Source organism: Paraburkholderia diazotrophica, from assembly GCF_038900755.1.
Classification (GTDB): Bacteria; Pseudomonadota; Gammaproteobacteria; order Burkholderiales; family Burkholderiaceae; genus Paraburkholderia; species Paraburkholderia diazotrophica_A.
The window spans coordinates 662,413-685,618 of the sequence record NZ_JBBPEN010000001.1 but is presented as its reverse complement, the minus strand read 5'-3'; the positions used below and the strand labels follow the sequence as shown (position 1 = coordinate 685,618).

17 protein-coding genes are annotated in these 23,206 nt (G+C 65.7%); 11 read left to right on the top strand and 6 right to left on the bottom strand.

All coding sequences use genetic code 11. From position 1 onward, the window contains the following. Positions 1-102: 102 nt before the first annotated feature. The 4 genes from AABE10_RS03200 to AABE10_RS03185 all read left to right on the top strand — a co-directional run bounded on the left by AABE10_RS03200 (position 103) and on the right by AABE10_RS03185 (position 3,104). Positions 103-813: a phosphatase PAP2 family protein gene (locus AABE10_RS03200; RefSeq protein ID WP_342931830.1), complete on the top strand. Its 711-nt coding sequence runs from the start codon at positions 103-105 to the stop codon at positions 811-813. 108 nt (positions 814-921) lie between these two features. Next, complete coding sequence (modA, locus tag AABE10_RS03195; RefSeq protein WP_342931829.1) at positions 922-1,701, top strand: molybdate ABC transporter substrate-binding protein; 780 nt, start codon at positions 922-924, stop codon at positions 1,699-1,701. Positions 1,702-1,726: 25 nt separating this feature from the next. Further along, on the top strand, positions 1,727-2,401 hold the full coding sequence (modB, locus tag AABE10_RS03190) for a molybdate ABC transporter permease subunit (protein ID WP_342931828.1): 675 nt from the start codon (positions 1,727-1,729) through the stop codon (positions 2,399-2,401). Between the two features lies 1 nt (position 2,402). Next, on the top strand, positions 2,403-3,104 hold the full coding sequence (locus AABE10_RS03185) for an ATP-binding cassette domain-containing protein (RefSeq protein ID WP_342931827.1): 702 nt from the start codon (positions 2,403-2,405) through the stop codon (positions 3,102-3,104). Positions 3,105-3,161: 57 nt separating this feature from the next. On the opposite strand, the gene AABE10_RS03180 is transcribed toward AABE10_RS03185, so the two are convergent. Together AABE10_RS03180 and AABE10_RS03175 are read right to left on the bottom strand one after the other, a co-directional pair. Then, the gene (locus AABE10_RS03180; protein WP_342931826.1) at positions 3,162-3,995 is read right to left on the bottom strand and encodes a TOBE domain-containing protein; all 834 of its coding nucleotides are present in this window, start codon (positions 3,993-3,995) and stop codon (positions 3,162-3,164) included. A 94-nt stretch (positions 3,996-4,089) separates the two neighbouring features. Next, the gene (locus AABE10_RS03175) at positions 4,090-4,473 is read right to left on the bottom strand and encodes a tautomerase family protein (RefSeq protein WP_342931825.1); all 384 of its coding nucleotides are present in this window, start codon (positions 4,471-4,473) and stop codon (positions 4,090-4,092) included. A gap of 96 nt (positions 4,474-4,569) precedes the next feature. Here AABE10_RS03175 and AABE10_RS03170 point away from each other — a divergent pair, with 96 nt between their 5' ends. From AABE10_RS03170 to AABE10_RS03160, 3 genes are all read left to right on the top strand, one after another. Then, on the top strand, positions 4,570-5,421 hold the full coding sequence (locus AABE10_RS03170; protein ID WP_342931824.1) for a LysR family transcriptional regulator: 852 nt from the start codon (positions 4,570-4,572) through the stop codon (positions 5,419-5,421). A 631-nt stretch (positions 5,422-6,052) separates the two neighbouring features. Beyond that, positions 6,053-6,490, top strand: a complete 438-nt coding sequence (locus AABE10_RS03165; RefSeq protein ID WP_342931823.1) for an MbcA/ParS/Xre antitoxin family protein — start codon at positions 6,053-6,055, stop codon at positions 6,488-6,490. Next, on the top strand, positions 6,487-7,188 hold the full coding sequence (locus tag AABE10_RS03160) for an RES family NAD+ phosphorylase (protein ID WP_342931822.1): 702 nt from the start codon (positions 6,487-6,489) through the stop codon (positions 7,186-7,188). Before AABE10_RS03165 ends, AABE10_RS03160 begins: the two co-directional genes overlap by 4 nt. A gap of 63 nt (positions 7,189-7,251) precedes the next feature. On the opposite strand, the gene AABE10_RS03155 is transcribed toward AABE10_RS03160, so the two are convergent. The 4 genes from AABE10_RS03155 to AABE10_RS03140 all read right to left on the bottom strand — a co-directional run bounded on the left by AABE10_RS03155 (position 7,252) and on the right by AABE10_RS03140 (position 12,286). After that, a complete protein-coding gene (locus AABE10_RS03155; RefSeq protein ID WP_342931821.1) occupies positions 7,252-7,989 on the bottom strand; it encodes a metallophosphoesterase in 738 nt (245 codons plus the stop codon). A 315-nt stretch (positions 7,990-8,304) separates the two neighbouring features. Then, complete coding sequence (locus tag AABE10_RS03150; RefSeq protein ID WP_342931820.1) at positions 8,305-9,792, bottom strand: cytochrome c; 1,488 nt, start codon at positions 9,790-9,792, stop codon at positions 8,305-8,307. 18 nt (positions 9,793-9,810) lie between these two features. Then, complete coding sequence (locus tag AABE10_RS03145; protein ID WP_342931819.1) at positions 9,811-11,412, bottom strand: GMC family oxidoreductase; 1,602 nt, start codon at positions 11,410-11,412, stop codon at positions 9,811-9,813. Between the two features lie 157 nt (positions 11,413-11,569). Beyond that, positions 11,570-12,286 (bottom strand): sugar dehydrogenase complex small subunit, encoded by a 717-nt coding sequence (locus AABE10_RS03140; RefSeq protein ID WP_428983252.1) that lies wholly within the window; start codon positions 12,284-12,286, stop codon positions 11,570-11,572. 483 nt (positions 12,287-12,769) lie between these two features. Here AABE10_RS03140 and AABE10_RS03135 point away from each other — a divergent pair, with 483 nt between their 5' ends. The 4 genes from AABE10_RS03135 to glgB all read left to right on the top strand — a co-directional run bounded on the left by AABE10_RS03135 (position 12,770) and on the right by glgB (position 23,079). Beyond that, a complete protein-coding gene (locus AABE10_RS03135; protein ID WP_342931818.1) occupies positions 12,770-13,435 on the top strand; it encodes a DUF1345 domain-containing protein in 666 nt (221 codons plus the stop codon). A gap of 531 nt (positions 13,436-13,966) precedes the next feature. Continuing rightward, positions 13,967-17,416, top strand: a complete 3,450-nt coding sequence (locus tag AABE10_RS03130; RefSeq protein WP_342931817.1) for a maltotransferase domain-containing protein — start codon at positions 13,967-13,969, stop codon at positions 17,414-17,416. Further along, positions 17,406-20,861: a maltose alpha-D-glucosyltransferase gene (treS, locus tag AABE10_RS03125; RefSeq protein ID WP_342931816.1), complete on the top strand. Its 3,456-nt coding sequence runs from the start codon at positions 17,406-17,408 to the stop codon at positions 20,859-20,861. The genes AABE10_RS03130 and treS overlap by 11 nt, the downstream gene beginning before the upstream one ends. Beyond that, positions 20,854-23,079, top strand: a complete 2,226-nt coding sequence (glgB, locus tag AABE10_RS03120) for a 1,4-alpha-glucan branching protein GlgB (protein WP_342931815.1) — start codon at positions 20,854-20,856, stop codon at positions 23,077-23,079. Before treS ends, glgB begins: the two co-directional genes overlap by 8 nt. The last annotated feature ends 127 nt before the right edge of the window (positions 23,080-23,206 follow it).

Sequence of the window (23,206 nt, the reverse complement as noted above, 5' to 3'; positions counted from 1 at the left end):
GGAAATGTGGAATCTGATCCCGCACTGCCGCACGGCGCCCCGAATCTTCCGGCCGCTGGCCCGCAACACGCGGCGCCCGGTTATATGTCGTCAAGAATGCCCATGCTTCACCTGCCATATCACTTCTGGTATCTGATCACGAGCTTCGGCGGCGCCGGACTGACGCTGCCGCTCGCCTTGGCCATCGCGCTGTGGCTGGCCGTTGGCTATTCGTGGAAGCTCGGCGCCGGCTGGCTCTTTCTCCTCGGCGCGGCCGTCGCGCTGGTCACGGCGACGAAGGTGGCGTTTCTCGGCTGGGGCGTCGGCGTGCCCGTATGGGACTTCACCGGCCTCAGCGGACACGCGATGCTCGCCACCGCCGTCTACCCCGTCGCGGCCTTTCTCGTGCTGCTGCCTGCGCCGTCTGCTGTGCGTATGGCCGGCGTGGCGCTGGCGCTGCTCGGCGGCGCGCTGGTCAGCTTTTCGCGCATCGTCATCGAGGCGCATTCGCCTTCGGAAGCGATCACGGGCTGCATCGTCGGCGCGCTGACGGCGCTCGTGTTCATCCGCATCGCGTGGAACGCGACGCCGGGGCGCATGCCGATCGTCCCCGTCGCGCTGAGTCTGATGCTCATCGCGCTCGGCCTGCACAACGTGCACGTGCCGACGCACCGCTGGGTCACGCACATCGCGCTGAAGGTTTCCGGCCACGACCGGCCGTTCGTCCGTGGCTGCTGGCGGGGGCTGCGCGATACGAGCGTGCCTGTCGCGCTGTTCTCGCCGTTGCCGAATACGCGCAACGTCGCAGTGCCGCTGCAGGATTCCGACGCATAGAAATTCGCCATTGCGGCCCCGATATGATCAACATGTCGAGCGCTATAACCGAACATATATTACGATGGCGTTTTCCACGCGTTTCCCGCCAGCCGGCGCCATGCATCCATGTTCACCACGTCGATCCACCGCTTGCTGAAGCCCGCCATGCTCGCCGCGAGCGCGCTGTCGTTCGCTTTCAGCGCTCAGGCTCGCGCGGACGAGATCATCGTCTCCGCCGCCGCCAGCCTGACGAACGCGTTCAAGGGCGTCGGCGACGCGTACCAGCAGCAGCATCCCGGCACGAAGCTGCTCTTCAACTTCGGCGCATCGGACGTGCTGATGCAGCAGATCACGAAGGGCGCGCCCGCCGATGTATTTGCTTCCGCCGATCAGAAAGCGATGGACAAGGCCGTCGAGCAAAAGGTGATCGTGACGTCGACGCGCACCGACTTCGCCGCGAATTCGCTCGTGCTGATCGTGCCCGCGGACAGCAAGCGCGCGCCCTCGACGCTGAACGAGCTGACGACGGCGAGCGTAACGCGCGTCGCATACGGCGATCCGGCGTCGGTGCCTGTGGGCCGCTATACGGAAGGCGCGCTGAAGGCGGCGGGCGTGTGGGACGCCGTCAGCGCGAAGGGCGTGCTCGCGGCCAACGTGCGCCAGAGCCTCGATTACGTGTCGCGCGGCGAAGTCGACGCTGGCTTCGTATTCGGCACCGATGCCGCCGTCATGCCCGACAAGGTCAAAGTCGCGCTGACCGTGCCGACGACCACGCCGATCACTTACCCGATCGCGCAGGTCGAAGGCAGCAAGCATGCCGCCGATGCGCGGTCGTTCATCGCGTTCGTGCTGTCACCCGCCGGTCAGGCCGTGCTGGCGAAATACGGCTTCAAGCCGGCGCACTGAGCGGGCCAACCATCGCGCCGACATCATGGAACAGGCCTGGATTCCGCTGCTGCTGTCGCTGAAGGTCGCCGGTTGGGCGACGGCGCTGAACGTCGTGCTCGGCGTCGCGCTCGGCCTCGGCCTGTCGCGCTGGCGCTCGGGCGCGCGCGACGTGATCGATTCTTTGCTGACGCTGCCCCTCGTCATGCCGCCGACGGTGCTCGGCTATTACCTGCTGGTGCTGCTCGGCCGGCGCGGCGTGATTGGCGTATGGCTCGACCGCTTCGATATCCAGCTGGTGTTCACGTGGCAGGGCGCGGTGATCGCGTCGATGGTCGTGGCGTTTCCGCTCGTGCTGAAGTCCGCGCGCGCGGCGTTCGAATCCGTCGATCCGCAGCTCGAGCGCGCGGCGCGCACGCTTGGCGTCAGCGAGGCGGCCATTTTCTTTCGCGTGACGCTGCCGCTCGCGTCGCGCGGCATTCTGGCGGGCGCGTTGCTCGCGTTCGCGCGCGCGCTCGGAGAATTCGGCGCGACGCTGATGATCGCCGGCAATCTGCCGGGCCGCACGCAGACGCTGTCGGTGGCCGTCTACGCCGCCGTGCAGGCCGGCGACGACGGCACGGCCAATTTCCTCGTGCTCGTCACGTCGATTACCTGCGTCGCGATCCTGCTGCTCGCGGGCCGGCTCGTGCCGCAACACTCGCTGATGACTTCCCGCTGACATGCCGCTTTCTGTCGACATCCGCAAATCCCTGCACACGCCCGAGCGCCAGTTCACGCTCGACGTGTCGTTCACCGCGAGCGCGCAGCGCATCGTGCTGTTCGGGCCGTCTGGCGCCGGAAAGAGCCTGACGCTGCAGGCGATCGCGGGCCTGCTGCGCCCCGACGAAGGCAAGATCACGCTGCACGGCGACGCGCTCTTCGACAGCGCGCGCGGCATCGACCAGAGGCCGCAGGCGCGCCGCCTCGCGTATCTCTTTCAGGATTACGCGCTGTTTCCGCATTTGAACGTGCGGCAGAACATCGGCTTCGGCATGCACGCAGGCTGGCTCAATCCGGGCCGGCGCTTTTCGCATCCGCAGATCGATTACTGGCTCGATGCGCTGGACCTGAAAAGCGTCGCCGGGCACCATCCGGCGCAGCTTTCCGGCGGCCAAAAGCAACGCGTGGCGCTGGCACGGGCGCTCGTCGCGCAGCCGCGGCTGCTGCTGCTCGACGAGCCGTTTTCCGCGCTCGATTACGCGCTGCGCGAGCGCATGCGGCGCGAGCTGTGCGATCTGCAGACGCGGCTCGACATTCCGATGCTGTTGATCACGCACGATCCCGACGATGTCGCCGCTTTCGGCGATCAGGTCGTGCAGGTGTACGACGGCAGCGTGCGCGAAAACGCGCCGTTCAAGGGCTACGCGCGCACGCTTTCGTGAGGGGGCAGCAGGGCGGGACTGCGCCCGGCAAGCGCGGCGCTATCGGCCCATCACGCTTCAAGCAGTAGTCACGCCGAGAATCACGCTCGACGCCTTGAACGCGGCCACGAGCGCCTCGCCTTCGGCGACGCGCAGTTCGTCGACGCTCTCGTTCGTGACGACCGCCGTCACGACGGCGCCGCCTTCGAGCGCGAGCGACACCTCCGCGTTGACAGCCCCGCGCTGCACCGCCGACACCTCGCCGCGCAGCCGGTTGCGCGTCGACAGCCGTTGCGCGGTGCCGTCGTCCGCAGCCAGCAGCACCGACGACGCCTTCACGAGCGCGACGGCTTCCCCACCGACCGCGAGCCCGAGCATCTCCGTGCTTTCGTGCGTGACGATCGCGACGATGACCTGTCCGCCGGGCAGCGCAAGCGATACTTCATCGTTGACGGTACCGCGCTGGATCGCGCTGACCTTGCCGTACAGCTGGTTGCGCGCGCTCGTTTTCATGCCGATGCGGCCGATCAGCTGCCAGTCGTCGCTGAATCCGGCAATCGCCGCGCCAGCGCGCTCCAGAAACAGCCGGTGCTCGCGCTCGACCGCGCGAAACGTGTCGATCAGCGTTCGCGCGCGCGGCGTGAGCGTCGTGCCGCCGCCGCCCTTGCCGCCCGTCGAGCGGACGACGAGCGTCTCGCCGGCGAGGTTGTTCATTGCGTCGATGGCGTCCCACGCGGCCTTATAGCTCATGCCGATGGCTTTGGCCGCGCCCGTGATCGAGCCCGTTTCGCCGATTGCCGCGAGCAGCGCGATGCGTTGCGCGCCGCCGAGCGTCTGTTCGCCGGAACGAAACCAGACGGAGCCGCCGAATTGCAAAGGGTCGTGGGAAGCGTCGTTGTGATCGGTCGTCATGGCTCGCGCGCGTCGGCAAATGGCTGTCAAGGGTGCAAGCCATTATAGCGACGCGCACTTCGCCGAAAGCCCGCGAGCGGCCGCGCGAAAGCGCTCAGAGCGCGTACTGCGCGATTCCGTTGCCGAACGACCAGTTCTCCTTCAGCACCTCGACGATATTCACGAACACATCCTCGCGACGCACGCCCGGACTCTCGGCGAGGTTGTCGGCGATGCGTTGATAGAGCGCCTTCTTCTGCTCGACAGTGCGCGTGTTGCTCGCGGCGATCTGGATCAGCACGAAATCGTCGCTGCGCTCGATGTCCAGATAGTTGCGCCCGTAGACGAAGTTGCTCGCGTCGTGCTCGCTGATGACCATGAAGATGTCGTCTTCGGGCACGTTGAAAACGTCGATCAGCGCGCGCTGGATGCCCTGCGTGAGCGCTAGACGGTAGTCAGCCGGCTTGCCGGCGCGCAGCGCGATTCGGGTGAGAGGCATGATGAACTCCTGAGTGAAGAGAAGGTGCATTCAGCTTAGATCGCGCCTATCATAATGAACAGACATGCATCGATATTTCATCCATTTACCTTTGAAATGAAAGTACTCGATCTCGACGCCGTGCGCGCCTTCGTTCTCGTCGCCGATTTGCGCAGCTTCACGCGCGCCGCGGATGCGCTCGACACCACGCAATCCGCCGTCAGCCTCAAGCTGAAGCGGCTGGAAGCGCATGTCGGCAAGCAGTTGCTGGAGCGCACGCCGCGCGTCGTGCGGCTATCGGCGGATGGCGAGGCGTTCGTCGAAGGCGCGCGCGATCTGCTGACGGCGCACGATCGGGCGCTCGGCTCGCTGTCCGTGGACCGGCGGCGTCTTGCGTTGGGGTTGAGCGAACATGTGGCGGGCATCGATCTCGCGGGGATGCTCGTGCGCGTCAATGCGCACGATCCGGGGCTCGTGCTGGAACTGCATATGGGAATGTCGGCGGCGCTGCTTCAGCAGTACGACGAGAGGCGGCTTGACGCCGTGGTCGTGCGCGCCGAGCCCGACGACATGCCGCGCGAGGACGGCCAGTTGCTTTTCACGGAGCCGCTGTCCTGGCTCGCGGCGCCCGAATGGCTGCCGCGCGCGGGCGAACCGCTCCCGCTCGCGCTGCTTGCCGCGCCGTGCAACGTACGCTCGGTCGCGTTGCGCACGCTCGATGGCGCGGGCATCGCGTGGCGGGAGGCGTTCGTCGGCGGCGGGGTGCCTGCCGTGGGCGCGGCGGCAGCAGCGGGGCTCGCAGTGTCGCCGCTCGCGAGGCGCGTCGCGCCGCGCGGTCTCGTCGATTCGGGTGCGCGTCTCGGCTTGCCGCCGCTGCCGGAATCGCGCGTGACGCTGCACTCGCGGGTACGCGACGCGCGCTCGGCGGAGACGCTGCGGATCGTGACGAACGGGCTGACCGCCCAATGATGCTTATTTGAGGATGGGTGGAAGCTCGCGTGGCATCGCGCCGCCGCCGTTGGCTTGAGTCGCTGGAACGTCGGCTGTTTGCGAGGGCTCGGGCCTGGGCGTGGCCACGGCGACGGCAGGGTTTGCGCGCGCAGCTTGGGCCTGGGCGTTGGCGTGGGTTTGTGCTGGGGCGTGTGCTGAGGTTTGTGCTTGGGCGTGCGCCTGGACTTGTGCCTCGCGCGCCGCTACGCGCGCTCCGCCCGCGTGCGCCGTTTTCACACCAACGTCGGCAGTCACGCTACCGGCCTTTTTCGGCGGCATTTTCGCGCCCGGCTTAGCGGCTGTAACTTTCGCGCGCGGCGCAGCCGCATGTCGATGCGCATTCTTCGCCGCGCCAGCACCGGCGGGCGCCGCGTGCTTCGACTGCGCGACGTGCTGCGCGCCCGGCGCGGCTTCGGGCGGATTCCACACTTCCTTGTATTCGGCGCACGCCGCCATCGACGCGCACAGCAAACCGACCGCCACTCCCGCTCTGAATCCGAACGACACCGCCGCCTCCGCGCAAAAACTCGTGGCGCGGATTATACACGCGGACTTGCATTAATCCACATATGGACTAATATCTATAAAACGTTCAAATCAGGACTCCATCATGTCTTCCGCCGCCCACATCTCGAGCGCCGAACGACCGCTGCGACGACCGCCCGCCGAACCTTCGGTGGCGGACATGTCCGCCGCCGGTCTGCGCGCGTTCTTCAACATTGCGCGCGACTGGGAATTGAGCGCCGACGAGCAAATCACTCTGCTCGGCTCGCCCGGCCGCTCGACGTTCTTCAAGTGGAAAAACTCGCCGCAAACGGCGCGCCTCGCCCGCGACACACTGGAGCGGCTGTCCCTTCTGCTCGGCATCTACAAGTCGCTGCAAATCCTGCTGCCGCAGCCTGCCGCCGCCGATGCGTGGATCAAGCGCCCTAACAGCGCGCCGCCGTTCGGCGGCCGCCGCGCGCTCGACCGCATGCTCGCCGGCAATATCAGCGACCTCGTCGCCGTGCGCCAGTATCTCGACGCAATGCGAGGCGGCTGGGCGTGACAGAACCGCAATGGCAAGACCGCTGGCGCGTGGCATCGCTCGCCTGGACGCCCGCGTACCGCGTGATTCCGACTCGCTTTCCCGCCGTCAACCTGTTCGACCGTGTCGCATCGCCCGAAGACTTCGACGCGCTCTACGCGCTCGAAGCGCTGACCAACGACCGCGTGCGCACGGAAATCGGCGATCTCGATCTCGTGCCGCGCGACGAACGGCGCTTCGGCCCCGGCTACGGGCCGATCATGGCCGCACTCACGCATCTGAACCCGCAGGGCAGCCGTTTTTCCGACGGCACGTATGGCGTGTTCTACTGCGCGCGCTCGCGCGAAACGGCGATCGCGGAGACGCGCTATCACTCGGGGCTCTTTCTCGCCGCGACCCAGGAGCCGCCGATGCGCCAGCAGATGCGGCTCTACACGGTGATCGCGCAGGGCGATGTCGTCGATCTGCGGGACATGGATTCAGCCGAAGCATCGGTGCTGTCGCCGAACGACTACGCGCCCGGCCAGGTGCTCGGCCGCGCGATCCGCGAGGCGGGCGCGCCGGGTATCGTGTATCCGTCGGTGCGGGACGCGGGAGGCGAATGTCTCGCCGCGTTCAGGACGATGCTGCTGCGCGACTGTCATCACGCGGCGTATCTGGAATACAACTGGAACGGCAGCACCGTCGATATGGTGTTCGAGCTAAGCCGGGTCGGCTGATACAGGGTCGGCTGATGCATACGGCACGGCCGTGTACGGCATGGGCTTCGACGGGGCGGGCGTCTACGGCAACGCGAGCGCCGAAGCCCCGGCCGAGCGCGCCAGATCGACCGTGACCGACCAGCGCGTCGTCGTGCGCGCTTCGACGATCGTCAGCTTGCCGCCCGGCCCGAACGCGCCCGTGTCGATGAACACCTGTGCGCCGAACTGCTGCACCTCGCGCACGGGCGTATGCCCGCAATACGTCAGCGACAGGCCACGCTGGCTCGCCGGATCGGACGTGCCCATCGCGAGGCTGCGGCCCCACAGCAGTTGCTGGCGAGTCTCGTCGGAGAAATGGTTTGCGTCGAGTTCGGCGTCGGTGCCGAGAAACTCAGCGTGCAGCAGGTTGAAGCGGTCGCTGCCCGAGCCGATCACGCGCACGAGCGGCAGCGCGCGCAGACGCTGCGCATACGCGCGCAACCGCTCCATCGGCACATGCGCGCTCCACAAGCCGCCGATGCCGTACCACCACTGCTTCTTCAGCCTGCCTTCAGCGACGGCGCACAGCGCGTCCTCGTGATTGCCGAGGACAGCGTAGAACCACGGCTTGTCGAGCAGCGCGAGCGCCTCTTCCGATTGGGTGCCGCGATCGACCAGATCGCCGACTGAGAACAGCCGGTCGCGCGACGGATCGAATTCGATCTCGCGCAGCAGAAAGCGCAACGCATCGACGCAGCCATGCAGATCGCCGACCACGAAATCGCGTCCATTGCGATTGACGTCGTGATGTTGGACGGTGGTGACAAGTGTGGAGTCCATGACGCAATGATAGTGCGAGCATGCAAGCACTGTATGCGCGGCATCCCGCGTTCGTGCGCCTATCGCCTGTCGTCGGCAAGACACGCGACGGACGTCGTAGCGGGATTCGCGCGCCGCGCGCCGCGCGGCTGCGTCGCAGTCGCACTACCGGCACTACCGGCACTACCGGCACTACCGGCACTACCGGCACTACTGGCACTACCGGCACTACCGGCACTACTGGCACTACTGGCAGTACTGGCACCACTGGCCCACTGGCACTACCCGCACTACCCGCACTACCCGCACTACTCGCACTACTCGCACTTCATGCCGTCACTGCGGTGTCGCACGCAGCGTGCCGATCTGCTCGACGCTGACGGTCGATTGCGGATTCCCAAACCGCTTCGTCACGTAATTCGTGATCGCGGCGATCTGCTCGTCGCTCAGATCGCGGTCGAATGCCGGCATCAGCGCATCGGCGGCCTGGGTCCTGCGGCTCACGCCGTGCAGGATCACCATCGCGAGATTGTTCGCGTCGCTCGCGCCCGACACCGTGTTATGGATCAGCGACGGATACGCGCCCGGCGCGCTCGCGCCGACGCCCTCGCCCGTCCAGTTGTGACACGTCGCGCAGTTCGCGAGAAAGAGTTGCGCGCCGTTCACGCCGTTCGTCTTCGTGCCGCGCAACGCGACGACGTCGCTCGCCGGCGCGCCCCATCCGGCCCGCGCGCGCGACTCGCCCGTGTCGACGGGCTTGATGGCGCGCAGATACGTCGCAATCGAACGCAAGTCTTCCCGGTCCAGATACTGCGTGCTGTCCGCGACCACGTCGGCCATCGGCCCCGCCGCATTCGCGAGGCCGGGCGCAACGCCCGTCGACAGATAGCCGATCACATCCTGATCCGTCCATTCGCCGATCCCGCTCGTCTTGTGCGGCGTGATGTTGTACGCGTGCCAGCCGGCCAGGATCGCACCTGAGAATCGTTCGCTCGTCTTGAGCCCTTGCGTGAAGTTGCGCGGCGTATGGCACTCCTCGCAGTGCGCGAGCCCCTGCACCAGATACGCGCCGCGATTCCATTCGGCGCTTTGCTTCGGGTCGGGCACGAAGCGGCCGTCGTCGAAGTTCAGCAGATTCCAGAAGAACATCAGCCACCGCAGGTTGAACGGAAAGCTCAGGCTGTTCGCGGGCGGCGTGTAATGGACGGGCGCCACCGTGTTCAGATACGCGCGAATCGCCTGCACATCCAGCTCGGTGACTTTCGTGTACTCGACATACGGGAACGCCGGATAGAGCCGCTCGCCTTCCTTGCCGATGCCTTCGTGCATCGCGCGCATGAAGTCGGCGTCTGTCCAGTGGCCGATGCCCGTGTCCGCGTCGGGCGTGATGTTCGGCGTGTAGATCGTGCCGAACGGCGTATGCATCGCGAGGCCGCCCGCGAACGGACGGCCCGTGTCCGACGTGTGGCACGCGATGCAGTCGCCGACGCGCGCAAGGTACTCGCCGCGCTTCACGAGATCGGCGCCGAAGCTCGCGTTGCCGGCGGGAGCAACGGGCGGAGCAACGCCAGGACTGAGCGCAGCGCCTTGCGCGATGGCTTCCGCAAGCGGCGATTCATCGTTGTGACGCGGGACCGCGTCGTACACTTCGAGCCACGCGAGATACAGCGCGAACAGCGCGAACGCCGCGGCGAGCGCCGCCATCTTCCAGATCCGGCGACGGCTTTCGAGCGCCGCGCGCCGGCTGCCCGCAAAGACCGTCGCGTCCAGGTTGCCGGTGCGTTCGCCTGGCTTGCGCGCGCGGGACATGTGCTGGTTCATCATGTGTCTTCGTGCGTTGGGTCAGAGTTCGCGCTTGAGCTTGTCGGCAAGCTTCAGCGACAGCGCCGCGATCGTCAGCGTGCAGTTCACGGATCCTGCGCCCGGCATCACGCCGCTGCCCGCGAGGAACAGGTTCGGATGATCGTGTGTGCGGCAGTCGGGATCGACGACGGAATCGGCGGCATCGCTGCCCATGATCGTCGTGCCCATGATGTGATTGTTCGGCGCGAACGTATCGTCGAACGACACCTCCGTGCCGCCGAACAGCCCCGCTATCTGCGCATACAGTTCGTGCGTGTGCGCGGCGCTTTTCTTCACGTAGTCGTTGATCGAGTAGCAGATCTCGGGCTGCGCGATGCCGAGCGCGTCCTTGTGATCGGCGGAAGGCACGACGCGGTTCTGCGGCTCGGGCAGATGCTCGTGGAAGCTGTTGATGACGACGAGGCGCGACGCGCGGTCGCGAATCTGCCGGTCGAGTTCGGCGCCCGTCAGGCCCTGTCTGAGCAGCGCCGACGTGATCGCAATCGTCGGCACGCCGTTCGACACATGCAGTTTCTTCGCCGCATAGTCCGAGCGGAACGCGCCGTCGCGGAAGTTCACCACCGACGTCATCTCCATCGGCCCGCGCCCCGGCCACAGCGACTCGTTCGCAAGAAAGGCGATGCCCGTGCCCGGATGGTCCATCAGATTGCGGCCGACCTGATCGGAGCTGTTGCCGATGCCGTGCGCGAACTTGTCGGACGTCGACATCAGCATCAGCTTCGGCGTCTCGATGCCGTTCGCGGCGAGCACGAACAGCTTGCCGGTGACGCGCGTGCTGTTGCCGTTCGGGTCCTTGTAGTGGACAGCCGTGACAAGCCCCTTGTCGTCCGCTTCGATCCGGTAGACGACGGCTTGCGCAATCAGCTTCGCGCCCGCGCGCTCGGCCTTGCTGGCATGCACGATGCCGTTGTACATCGCGCCGATAGGACAGATCGGCATGCAGTTATTGTTGCCGCAGCAGGTGGGCCGCGCGTCGTACGGACGGCTGTTGCGCGCGACGGGCTCGGGCACGACCTTGAAGCCGTTCGCGTTCAGCACGTCGGAGAAGCGCTGGTCCATGTACGACAGCGGCAGGCCCGCCATCGGATACGGCTTCGAGCGTGGCGAGCCGAGATCGATCGACGGGTCCGGCCCGGACACGCCCAGTTGCACCTCGGCCGCGTAGTACCACGGCTCGAGCGTTTCATACGGATACGGCCAGTCGCGGCCCACGCCGTACCGCTGCTTCAGTTCGAAATCCGATGGCAGCAGACGCCACGTCGCGGCGGCCCAGTGCCAGGTGGTGCCGCCGACCAGCCGCAGATACTGCGAGTTATACGGATAGTCGCCCTTCTGGATCAGATAGTCGTTGGCGGGCGAGTACTGGGGATGCGGCGCATAAGGCGTCGACGGATACGGCGTCGCGAAGTCCAGTTTCGCGGGCGAATTGCGAAAGTTCTCGACGATCTGCCCGCGCTGCAGACGCGGACCGGCTTCGAGCAGAATCACCGACGCGCCCGCGAGCGCCATCTGATGCGCGACGAGACCGCCCGCCACGCCCGAGCCGACTACGACGACGTCGGCGGAATTTGCGTTTGCCATCCTTGCCCTCTTGTTTGCCTTCTTTGCCTTCCACGGCTGGCTTGATCCGCAGGCTTATGTGTTGTTCACGGGTGTGGCAACCCGTCCGGGAGCCCCGCCGCGCGCCTCGAAGGCGAGCGGCGTGCGAGACGAACAGGTGACGCTGCATGCGCAGCGCTCACGCATTCGCGGGCTTCCGGGTCCAGTAAAACGGCACGTCGCGGCAATACGACGGAATAGTCAGGATGTCCTTAACGGGCTCGAACATCAGTGCGCTTTCATACGCGATCACCTGAACGTTCGGCGAATCGCCGACGAGCCCCAGATACCACGCTCGCGTGATTGCGCTGACGGTCTTCGCGAGATTCGGCTGTTCGGCCTGCAATGCCTGCGTGACGATATCCGACGGCACGCCGCCATGGGTTTGCAGCCACGCGTTGAGCGCCGCGACGTTCTGCGCGAGCTGGCTGTCTGACTTGGACAACGCTTCGTAAGCGCGCTTGCCGAGCACGGGATCGAAGCTCGTGCGCCCCGTGAGCTTGCCCGACAGCGCGATGAACGCATCGAAGCCGCCGCCCGCGGGCAGCGTATCGGCGAAGGCAGGCGAGATGCCCGCAAGGTGCGAAAGGCTCGCAAGGCCCGCAATGCGACCGATGCCGCGCGCGGCGCGATGGCTCGCCGCCGACGAAAACGCAAAGCCTGCCGCCGATGCGAGCGCACCGAGCATCCACGCGCGACGGCGCGGCGAGCGCGCGATGAAATCAGAAGACGAACCCGGGCGGAGACGGGCACCGCCGTGCGCGCCGCCGATGCCCGCCGCTTGAGCCGCCTCATGAACCGCCTCGCCGGCGTGTGCGCCGTCCGTGAGCGCGGCGTGTCGTTCAACATCTGTCATTGGGGGCTCCAGATGATGTTTATCGTTCGACGGGCGTGCGCCGTTCGGCCAATAGCCGAACCCTGCGAGCACGCCGTGCGTCCACCCCAATACTGATCTTGCTGGTCTTTCGCCGCTGTCTTGCGGTCTCTAATAGTCCGGCGAGTCGGGCGCATGCGAGCGCTTCGATCGAGAACCGTCCGGCGCGGCGCCAGCAATTGCGTTGCCCATCCGGTAGTTCCGGCGATGCCCGATCGCGATCGACCTCGACGGCGCGTTGCGTGCTTCTAGCGTTCAGCTTCGTGCTTCCTTTGCGCCCCGGGACAAGGCAACGCACTTCGTGAAAGCCGCATGCAAGGCCATTGAGCAAAACTGCGGGAAAACTATAACGTCCAGCTACCCTTTTCGACAAATCATGCTGCATGCAAACGTAGAATCGCCGCAACCATTGGCATCGCTTCGCGACATGCCTTCGTCACAACATCCTGCCAGGAGCGCGCGCCCATGAACGTCTATCCGCAGGTATTACGCAACCGCCCGCGCATGATGGCGGGCCTGCTTGTCGGCGTGCTGTTCGGCGCGCTGCTCGCGGGTATGCAGATGCGCCCGATGATCCGCGTGCTCCTCTCGTGGGACGTCGCCGTATGGACCTATCTCGCGCTGATGTGGATCGAGATGGCGCGCGCCGGTCACGACCGCGTGCGCGAAATCGCGCAGCGCGAGGACGAGAACGCGACGGTCGTGCTGTCCATCATCTGTCTCGCGACGGTGGCGAGCATCGCGGCGATCGTGCTGGAGCTGGCGTCATCGAAAGGCGGCTCCGGCGCGCCGGGCATCGGCCTGTCGCACTACGTCGTGACGGGCGTCACGCTGATGGGCGCGTGGTTCCTGATACCGACCATCTTCACGCTGCACTACGCGCGCCTGCATTTCGCAACCGACAAGCAGGAAACGGCACTGAAGTTTCCCGATCACAAGCTCGATCCGAACTATTGGGACTTCCTGTACTTCTCGTTCACGATCGCCGTCGCGTCGCAGACATCGGACGTCGTGCTGCGTTCGCGAGACGTACGCCGAGCGACGCTCGCGCAATCGGTGCTGTCGTTCTACTTCAACGTGGCCGTGCTCGGGCTGTGCATCAACATGGCGGCGGGACTGCTCGGCTCGTAGCCGCATGCTCGCGGCAGCGGCGCCTGGTGCCCGACGCTTCGCGCTTCGCATGCCGCGCCGGGCCGCCGCGCATCCGGGCGGCGATGCCGAAACAGCTTGCCGTGTAACAGCCGGCGCACGACACGCCCGATTTACACGTCCGCCCGTCGAGCCTCGCATCGCCATTCATATCAACGCCGATGCGAGCGCCTTGTTTCAACGGACCCTATGCGCCCACGCCAGCCATCGTGCTCGCGCACGTCGCGCTGCCAGTCACGCCTGCTCTGCGCCGCTTTCTGGCATAGCGCTTGCTCCTTTACCGCCTGCCGACGCGTGCCGGACCGACGACATCACACGCATTCCGTTCAGATCGGCCAGTCCGAATCGGACGCTTTGAACTGGCGCGCGGCATTTCGCTCAATGCACTACATTGAGCAATACGCGCCGTCGCAGGACGCATCGCGCGGCATCCGGCTCTGAAGCCTAATAGGCGGTCGTGATCGTACGAATGTGCATCCACGCCGCAAAGCAGGACGAATCTGGAAACGACCGATGGAAGCTCCTCACGCTTATGCGCCGCGGATCTACTTTGTTCATTCCCCCCTCGTCGGACGGCTGGATGCGTGGCCCGCGCAGTTCGAACATGCCGCCGCGCTCGGTTTCGATCATGTGCTGATCGGCGGACTGTTTCAGCCGGGACAGGCGGGGCACGCGCAGATCGTCAGCGATCATGCGCGGCTGCATCCCGCTTTCGCCACCGATCAATCCGCGCCCGACGTGCTGCACCGTCTCGCCGAGTCCGCGAGCCAGCATGGGCTGACGTTGCTCGTCGATCTCGTGATCGATCGCGCGGCCGCCGATGGCCAGCTCTATCATCAGCATCGCGACTGGTTTCATCCGTTCGAGCCGGAAGAAGCGCGGCTCGATCCGCGTCACGCGCGCCATGAAGACAACGTCGCGTATGCGAACTTGAGCAACGAGCAGGCCGCCGCGCCGCTGATCGACTGGTGGGCGCATACGCTCGATGCGCTCGCGGAAACGGGCATCGGCGGCTTCCGTTTCGATTCGCCGCATCGCGTGCCCGCGTTCGCATGGCGGCGTCTCGAACATGCCGTGCGCTCGTCGCACCATCCGTCGACGCGCTTTCTCGCCGCAACGCCCGGCCTCGCGCGCGCGGACATCGCGGCGCTCGAAGGCGTGGGCTTCGATGCCGTGTTCACGTCGTCGCGCTGGTGGGACTTCCGCGCGCCGTGGCTCTTCGACGAGCACGCAGTACTGATGCGCGTCGGCTCGCCCGTCGCCTTTCCCGAAGCGCCGTACGGCACCCGGCTCGCCGCCGACCTCTCGGACGTGCACGACTCGGCCATCGTCGAGCGCGCGTACCGGCGCGCGCTGCTGACGGCGGCATCGACGGGCACCGGCTGGCTGATGCCGATGGGCTTCGAGTACGGCATCGCCGAGCCGATCTCGCACACGCTCGGCAACGCCGACGAGTACGCGAGCAAGCGCGGCGCGGCGCGCTTCGATCTCTCCGAGCGCGTGCGCCACGCGAACGCCGTTTCGCGCGACACGTGGGCGTTGCAGACGAACGGCGAGCTGCGCGCGCTGTCGGGCCCCGACACGCACGCGGCGATCCTGCTGCGCGGCGATCAGCGCGATCTGCGCGACGCAGGCGAGGCCGTGCTGATCGCGATCAATCCCGAACTCGGCATGCCCGTGCATGTCGATCCCGCGCGCTTTCTCGACGGCGTGCCCGGCAGCTTCACGCGCTTCGTTCCGCTCGGCACGGAGACGCGCAGCGCGCCGCAGCCGCTCGGCGCCTTCACGCTCGCGCCGGGCGCCTGCCGCCTCATTCGCGCCGTCGCCGAAAAGCCCGTTGTGCTCGCGCCGCCCATTGACAAGCAGAACACCAGGACCTCGGGACACAAGAGCGTGCTGGATGCGATCGCGACGTCGCGCGTGGCGATCGAAAGCGTGTCGCCCGCCGTCGATCATGGTCGCTTTCCGGCGAAGCGGATCGTCGGCGAGCGCGTGCCCGTCACGGCGGCCGTGTTCGCGGAAGGGCACGACAAGATCGCGGCCGCCGTCATCTGGCGCGCCGCCGATGAAACGGCATGGCACGAAGTGCCGATGACGCCCGCGCAGCCCGCCGGCAACGACATCTGGGAAGCGCGCGTTCCGCTCGAACGCGTCGGGCGGCACGAGTTCACGGTGATCGCGTGGCGCGACGATTTCGCGTCGCTCGTCGATCACATGCAGAAGAAGCTGAAGGCCGATCAACCCGTCGATCTCGAACTCGAAGAGGCGAAGCATCTGTTCGCGCTCGCATTGGCCGAAGCGGAAACGGCCGAGGGCTCGCAGCCGCAGCAGCTCGAAGCGATCACGAAGGAATTCATGAAGGCCGGCACGGCCGAACGGCTCTCAATCGTGCTCGCGCCGACGACGGCGCAGGCGTTCGCGGCCGCGCGTCACCGGCCGGGCCTGTCGCGCGATCCCATCGTGTACCGGATCGACGCGGAACGCGCGCAGGCGCGCTTCGGCAGCTGGTACGAGATATTCCCGCGCTCGATGAGCGACGACGCGCATCGTCACGGCACGTTCGACGACGTGATCGCGAAGCTGCCGCGCATCCGCGACATGGGCTTCGACGTGCTCTACTTTCCGCCGATCCACCCCATCGGCCTCGCCAATCGCAAGGGGCGCAACAATACGCTGACAGCGAACGCGGACGACGTCGGCAGCCCATATGCGATCGGCGGCGAAGCGGGCGGCCACGATGCCGTGCATCCGCAGCTCGGCACGCTCGACGACTTCAAGCGGATGCTCGCCGCCGCGCACGACGAGGGCCTCGAAATCGCGCTCGATTTCGCGATTCAATGCTCGCCCGATCACCCGTGGCTCAGGCAACATCCGACATGGTTCGCTTGGCGTCCCGACGGCACGCTGCGTTACGCGGAAAACCCGCCGAAGAAGTATCAGGACATCGTGAACCCGGACTTCTACGCGCGCGACGCGAAGCCCGATTTGTGGATCGCGTTGCGCGACGTGATCCTGTTCTGGATCGATGCGGGCGTGCGCATTTTCCGCGTCGACAATCCGCACACGAAGCCCTTCCCGTTCTGGGAATGGATGATCAACGACGTGCGCTCGCGTCACCCGGACGTGATCTTTCTTTCGGAAGCATTCACGCGCCCGCGCGTGATGGCACGGCTCGCGAAGCTCGGCTTCTCGCAGTCGTACACGTACTTCACATGGCGCGAGTCGAAGCGCGACTTCACCGAATATCTGACGGAACTCACGCAGACCAATTTGCGCGAATTCTTCCGGCCTAACTTCTTCGTCAACACGCCGGATATCAACCCGCGTCACTTGCAGGCGCAGGGACGTCCGGGCTTTTTGATCCGCGCTGCGCTCGCGACGATGCTCTCGGGACTCTGGGGTGTCTATAGCGGCTTCGAGCTGTGCGAAGCGGCCGCGCTGCCGAACAGCGAAGAGTATCTGGATTCGGAGAAGTACCAGATCCGCGCATGGGACTGGAACAGGCCTGGCAATATCGTCGGCGAGATCACGGAACTGAACCGCATCCGCCGCATGAATCCGGCGCTGCACACGCATCTGAACGTGACGTTCCTGCCCGCGCACAACGATCACATCCTGTTCTTCGAGAAAGCGACCGAGGCGCGTGACAACGTGATCGTCGTCGCGATCAATCTCGATCCGTACAACGAACAGGGCGCCGATATGGAGCTGTCGTGGGCGACGTTCAACCGCTGGGGCCTGCACGATCACGCAGCCATCGACGTGATCGACCAGATGACGGGCGAGCGGTTTCAATGGCATGGCAGATGGCAACACGTGCGGCTCAATCCCGGCTTGCGGCCTTTCTCGATCTGGCGCATCGCGCCGGCGGGCGGCCTGCCGCGCGACGAGGTTCCCGAAGAAATGGAACCGACAGCCAACGACACTCTGATCAACGAATTGCAGGTGCGATATGAAACGTGACGATCCCGCGGAAAGCACGTCGCAAGCGCATATCACCGATACGACGGCCGCCGCGCCCCAGAAGCCACGCAAGGCGCGTCGCGGCAAGGTCTCGATGCTCGCCGACGATCCGCTCTGGTACAAGGACGCGATCATCTATCAGGTGCACATCAAGTCGTTCTTCGATGCGAACAACGACGGCGTCGGCGATTTTCCGGGCCTGATCGCGAAGCTCGACTACATCGCCGAACTCGGCGTGAGCGCGATCTGGCTGCTGCCGTTCTATCCGTCGCCGCGCCGCGACGACGGCTACGACATCGCCGATTACCGGAACGTGCACCCCGATTACGGCTCGATCAGCGACGTCAAGCGCTTCATTCAGGAAGCGCACGCGCGCGGCCTGCGCGTGATCACCGAGCTCGTCATCAACCACACGTCCGATCAGCACCCGTGGTTCCAGCGCGCGCGCCGCGCGAAGCCCGGCTCGAATCATCGCAACTACTACGTGTGGTCCGACACGGACAAGAAGTACGAAGAGACGCGCATCATCTTCATCGACACGGAGCCGTCGAACTGGACGCACGATCCCGTCGCGGGCCAGTACTACTGGCATCGCTTCTACTCGCACCAGCCCGACCTGAACTTCGACAACCCCGCCGTGATGCGCGAAGTGCTGCAGGTGATGCGCTTCTGGCTCGACATGGGCATCGACGGTCTGCGGCTGGATGCCGTGCCGTATCTCGTCGAACGCGAAGGCACGAACAACGAGAATCTGCCGGAGACGCACGCGATCCTGAAGAAGATTCGCGCGACCATCGACGCCGAGTATCCGAACCGGATGCTGCTCGCCGAAGCGAACCAGTGGCCGGAAGACGTGCAGGAATACTTCGGCAACGAAGACGAATGCCACATGGCGTTCCACTTCCCGCTGATGCCGCGCATCTACATGTCGATCGCGAGCGAGGACCGCTTTCCGATCACCGACATCATGAAGCAGACGCCGGATCTCGCCGAAACGAACCAGTGGGCGATCTTCCTGCGCAACCACGATGAACTCACGCTCGAAATGGTCACGGACTCCGAGCGCGACTACTTGTGGAACACGTATGCGAGCGACAGGCGCGCGCGGCTGAACCTCGGCATTCGCCGTCGTCTCGCGCCGCTGATGGAGCGCGACCGCCGCCGCATCGAATTGATCAACTCGCTGCTGCTGTCGATGCCGGGCACGCCCGTCATCTATTACGGCGACGAGCTCGGCATGGGCGACAACATCCACCTCGGCGACCGCGACGGCGTGCGCACGCCGATGCAATGGTCGTCCGACAGAAACGGCGGCTTCTCGCGCGCCGACCCCGAACAACTCGTACTGCCGCCCGTGATGGGCTCACTGTATGGATTCGATGCCGTCAACGTGGAAGCGCAGAGCCGCGATCCGCATTCGCTGCTCAACTGGACGCGCCGCATGTTGTCGACGCGCCGCTCGAAGCATACGTTCGGACGCGGCACGATCCGCTTCCTGAAGCCGAGCAACCGCAAGATTCTCGCGTATCTGCGCGAGCTGCCCGGCGAGCCGCCCATTTTGTGCGTCGCGAATCTGTCGCGCGCGCCGCAGGCCGTCGAGCTCGATTTGTCCGAATTCAACGGCGCCGTGCCCATCGAGATGACGGCGGACTCCGTGTTCCCCGCGATCGGCCAGTTGACCTATCTGCTGACGTTCCCGCCATACGGCTTCCTGTGGTTCCTTCTTTGCGAAGGCGGAGGCCGCCCGACATGGAGCCAGCCGCCGTCCGAACCTCTGCCCGATTTCGTGACCATCGTGATCCGCGAAGGGCAAACGGGCCCGACGCCCGAGAACGTGCGGCTGCTCGAATCGGAAGTGCTGCCGTCGTGGCTCGGGCGGCGGCGCTGGTTCGCATCGAAGGATCAGAAGATGCATGCAGTGCGGCTCGCCGCGCTCACGACGATTCCAGAAGCGGGTTTTGCGTTCACCGAAATCGAAGCGGATGTCGGCAAGCACACCGAGCGTTATGTGCTGCCGATCGCGATCACGTGGGGCGCCGACACGACGACGCCGCTCTTCATGCAGCTCGCGCTCGCGCGCGTGCGGCGCGGCCGCAATGTCGGCCATCTGACAGATGCGTTCTCGCTGCCGCAATTCGCATACGGCGTGCTGCGCAAGTTGCGCGAGCGCGCCGCCGTGCCGACCGTGCAGAAGAGCACGATCCACTTCGTCCCGACGGACCGTTTCGCCGAACTCGATCTCGGCGACCAGCCCGAAATCCGCTGGCTCGCGGCCGAGCAGAGCAACAGCTCGCTCGTGATCGCCGACAAGATCGTGCTCAAGCTCGTGCGGCGCCTGCTGAAGGGCACGCATCCCGAAGCGGAGATGAGCCGCCATCTGACGCAGCTCGGCTACGCGAACACGGCGCCGCTGTATGGCGAAGTCGTGCGCATCGATCCCGAGGACGTGCCGCATACGCTGTGCATTCTGCAAGGCTTCGTCGACAACCAGGGCGATGCATGGAACTGGGCGCTCGACACGCTGCGCCGTTCCGTCGACGAACTCGCGCTCGCCGTCGAAAGCGGCGATCCGAATCAGGCGAGCCAGGACCGCGTGAACGAGGAAGAAGCGATAGAAGGCTACGCGTCGTATATGGGCATCATCGGCAAGCGTCTGGGCGAACTGCACGTCGCGCTCGCGACGCCTTCCGACAACGCCGCGTTCGCGCCCGAGCCCGCCGACGCGGGACACGTTCAGGCGTGGATCGACGGCACGCAGAAGATGCTCGCGGCCGCGCTCGAACTGCTCGAAAAAAACGTCGAGCATCTGACGGAAGACGGCGCGCTGCTCGGGCGCAGCATTCTCGATCGCAAGGACATGCTCGTCGAAGCCGTCGCGAATCTCGTCAAGCCCGACGCGCATGCGTTGCGCACGCGCATTCACGGCGACTTCCATCTGGGCCAGGTGCTGGTGTCGCAAGGCGACGCGTTCCTGATCGACTTCGAAGGCGAGCCCGCGCGCGAACTCGAGGAACGCCGCGCGAAGTCGAGCCCGTTGCGCGACGTGGCGGGCCTGTTGCGGTCGCTGTCGTATGCGAGCGCCGCCGCGCAATCGTCGACGGAATCCGCGCCGCAAATCACGGCCGACCGCAAGCGCGCCCTCTTCGACCGTTTCCGCCAGGCCGCCGCCGAAGCGTTCCTCGACGAGTATCGTGCCGCGACGCAAGCCGCGTCGCAGCCGCTCGTCGCGCCGGAGCACGAACAGGCGCTGCTCGACCTGTTCCTGATCGAGAAGGCAGCCTACGAAATCCGCTATGAAGCGGCCAACCGGCCTGCGTGGCTCAGCTTGCCGGTGCGCGGGCTCGCGGCGCTGACGAGCCGTCTGCTCGGCGACACGGGCGCGCCGCCGGAATCGCCCGACGACGCTTCCACGCCTCCCGCCGCATCCGAGGGTGACTATGAGTGAGCAACACGACGTTCAGCTTGAAGCGGCCGGTCTGCATCGCGTGGACCTGGATGCGCTCGTCGATGCGCGCCATCACGATCCGTTCTCGCAGCTCGGCATGCATCACACGAGCGCCGGTGCCGTCGTGCGCGCGATGCTGCCTAACGCGGCGCGCGTGTCGGTGATCGCGCGCGACGACGGCAGACTGCTCGGCGAACTGGAGCAACTGCATCCGGGCGGCCTGTTCGCCGGTCGCGTCAGCGAGGCCGTGCCGTATCGCTTGCGGATCGACTGGCATGGTGCCGTTCAGGAAATCGAGGACACGTATTCGTTCGGCCCCGTGCTCGGCGACGAGCCGCTGCAGCGCGTCGCGTGGGGCGATCCATATGCGGTGCTCGAGTGCCTCGGCTCGCGGCCTTATACGATGGACGGCGTGCCGGGCGTGCGCTTCGCCGTGTGGGCGCCGAATGCGCGGCGCGTCTCGGTGGTGGGCGACTTCAATTCATGGGACGGCCGACGGCATCCGATGCGGATGCGTCATCAGGCGGGCGTGTGGGAGCTGTTCGTGCCGCGCATCGGCGCCGGCACGCGCTACAAGTACGAGATGCTGACGCGCGACGGCCATCCGTTGCCGCTGAAGGCCGACCCTTGCGCGATGCAGACCGAGAAACCGCCTGCGACGGCCTCCATCGTTGCGCATGTCGATGACGTCGAGCGCTTTGCGTGGACGGACGGCGACTGGATGCAGACGCGCGCCGCGAAACAGACGGTGCAATCCGCGATCTCGATCTACGAGGTGCATGCGGAGTCGTGGCTGCGCATCGCCGAGGAAGGGCATCGCGGGCTCGACTGGTCCGAGCTCGCGGACCGCCTGATTCCATACGCAAAGGAAATGGGCTTCACGCATATCGAGTTCATGCCGATTGCCGAGCATCCGTTCGGAGGATCGTGGGGTTATCAGCCGTTGTCGCAGTTCGCGCCATCCGCGCGCTTCGGCACGCCGGAGCAGTTCGCGGGCTTCGTGAACCGCGCGCACGAGGCGGGGCTCGGCGTGATACTCGACTGGGTGCCCGCGCACTTTCCGAACGATTCGCATGGGCTCGTGCAATTCGACGGCACCCCGCTCTACGAGCACGCCGATCCGCGCGAGGGCTATCACCAGGACTGGAACACGATGATCTACAACCTCGGACGCAACGAGGTCAGCGCGTTCCTGATCGCATCGGCGCTTGCGTGGCTCAAGCGTTATCACGTCGACGGATTGCGCGTCGATGCCGTGGCGTCGATGTTGTATCGCGATTACTCGCGCGCGGCGGGCGAATGGGTGCCGAATATCTATGGCGGCCGCGAGAATCTCGAATCGATTGCGTTTCTGAAGCGGCTGAATCATGAAGTGCAGCATATGCCGGACGTGCATGGCGCGATCACGATTGCGGAGGAGTCGACGGCATGGCCGGGCGTGACGGCGCGCACGGAGGACGGCGGACTCGGCTTCCAGTTCAAATGGAACATGGGATGGATGCATGACACGCTGCACTACATGCACGAGGACCCGATCCATCGCCGATGGCATCACCACAACATGACGTTCGCGATGGTGTATGCGTACTCCGAAAAGTTCGTGCTGCCGCTCTCGCATGACGAGGTCGTGCATGGCAAGGGATCGTTGCTCGGCAAGATGCCCGGCGACCGCTGGCAGAAGTTTGCGAATCTTCGCGCGTACTTCGCGTTCATGTGGACGCACCCGGGCAAGAAGCTGATGTTCATGGGCGGCGAGTTCGGGCAGATGGCCGAATTCGATCACGACGGCTCGCCGCATTGGCATCTGCTCGACGACGACTTGCATCATGGTGTGCAACGGCTGGTGCGCGATTTGAACCGGCTGTATCGAGAGGAGCCTGCGTTGCATCGGCTCGATTCCGAGCCAGGCGGGTTCGAGTGGATCGTCGGCGACGATACGGAGAACTCTGTTTTTGCGTGGCGGCGCGTGGATGGCGCGGGACGCGAGGTCATTACCGTTTGCAACTTCACGCCGGTGCCGCGGCAGGGGTATCGGATCGGCATGCCGCGTCCGGGGCGTTGGGTCGAAGTCGTGAATACCGATGCGGGTGTTTATGGCGGATCGAATGTGGGGAATGCGGGTGTGATCTATACGGAGGAGGTGGCGGCGCATGGACGGCCGCAGTCGGCTTCGTTGATCTTGCCGCCGTTGGGGAGTGTAGTACTCCGGGCAGATTGAGCGTTGGTTTGTTTTTGGCTCGCCGCCAGCATGGTTTGCTTCGCCCTTCGCGGGCATCCGCGATGCGTTTGGTTGCCTTGCCCTTCGCGGGCATCCGCGATGCGTTTGGTTGCCTTGCCCTTCGCGG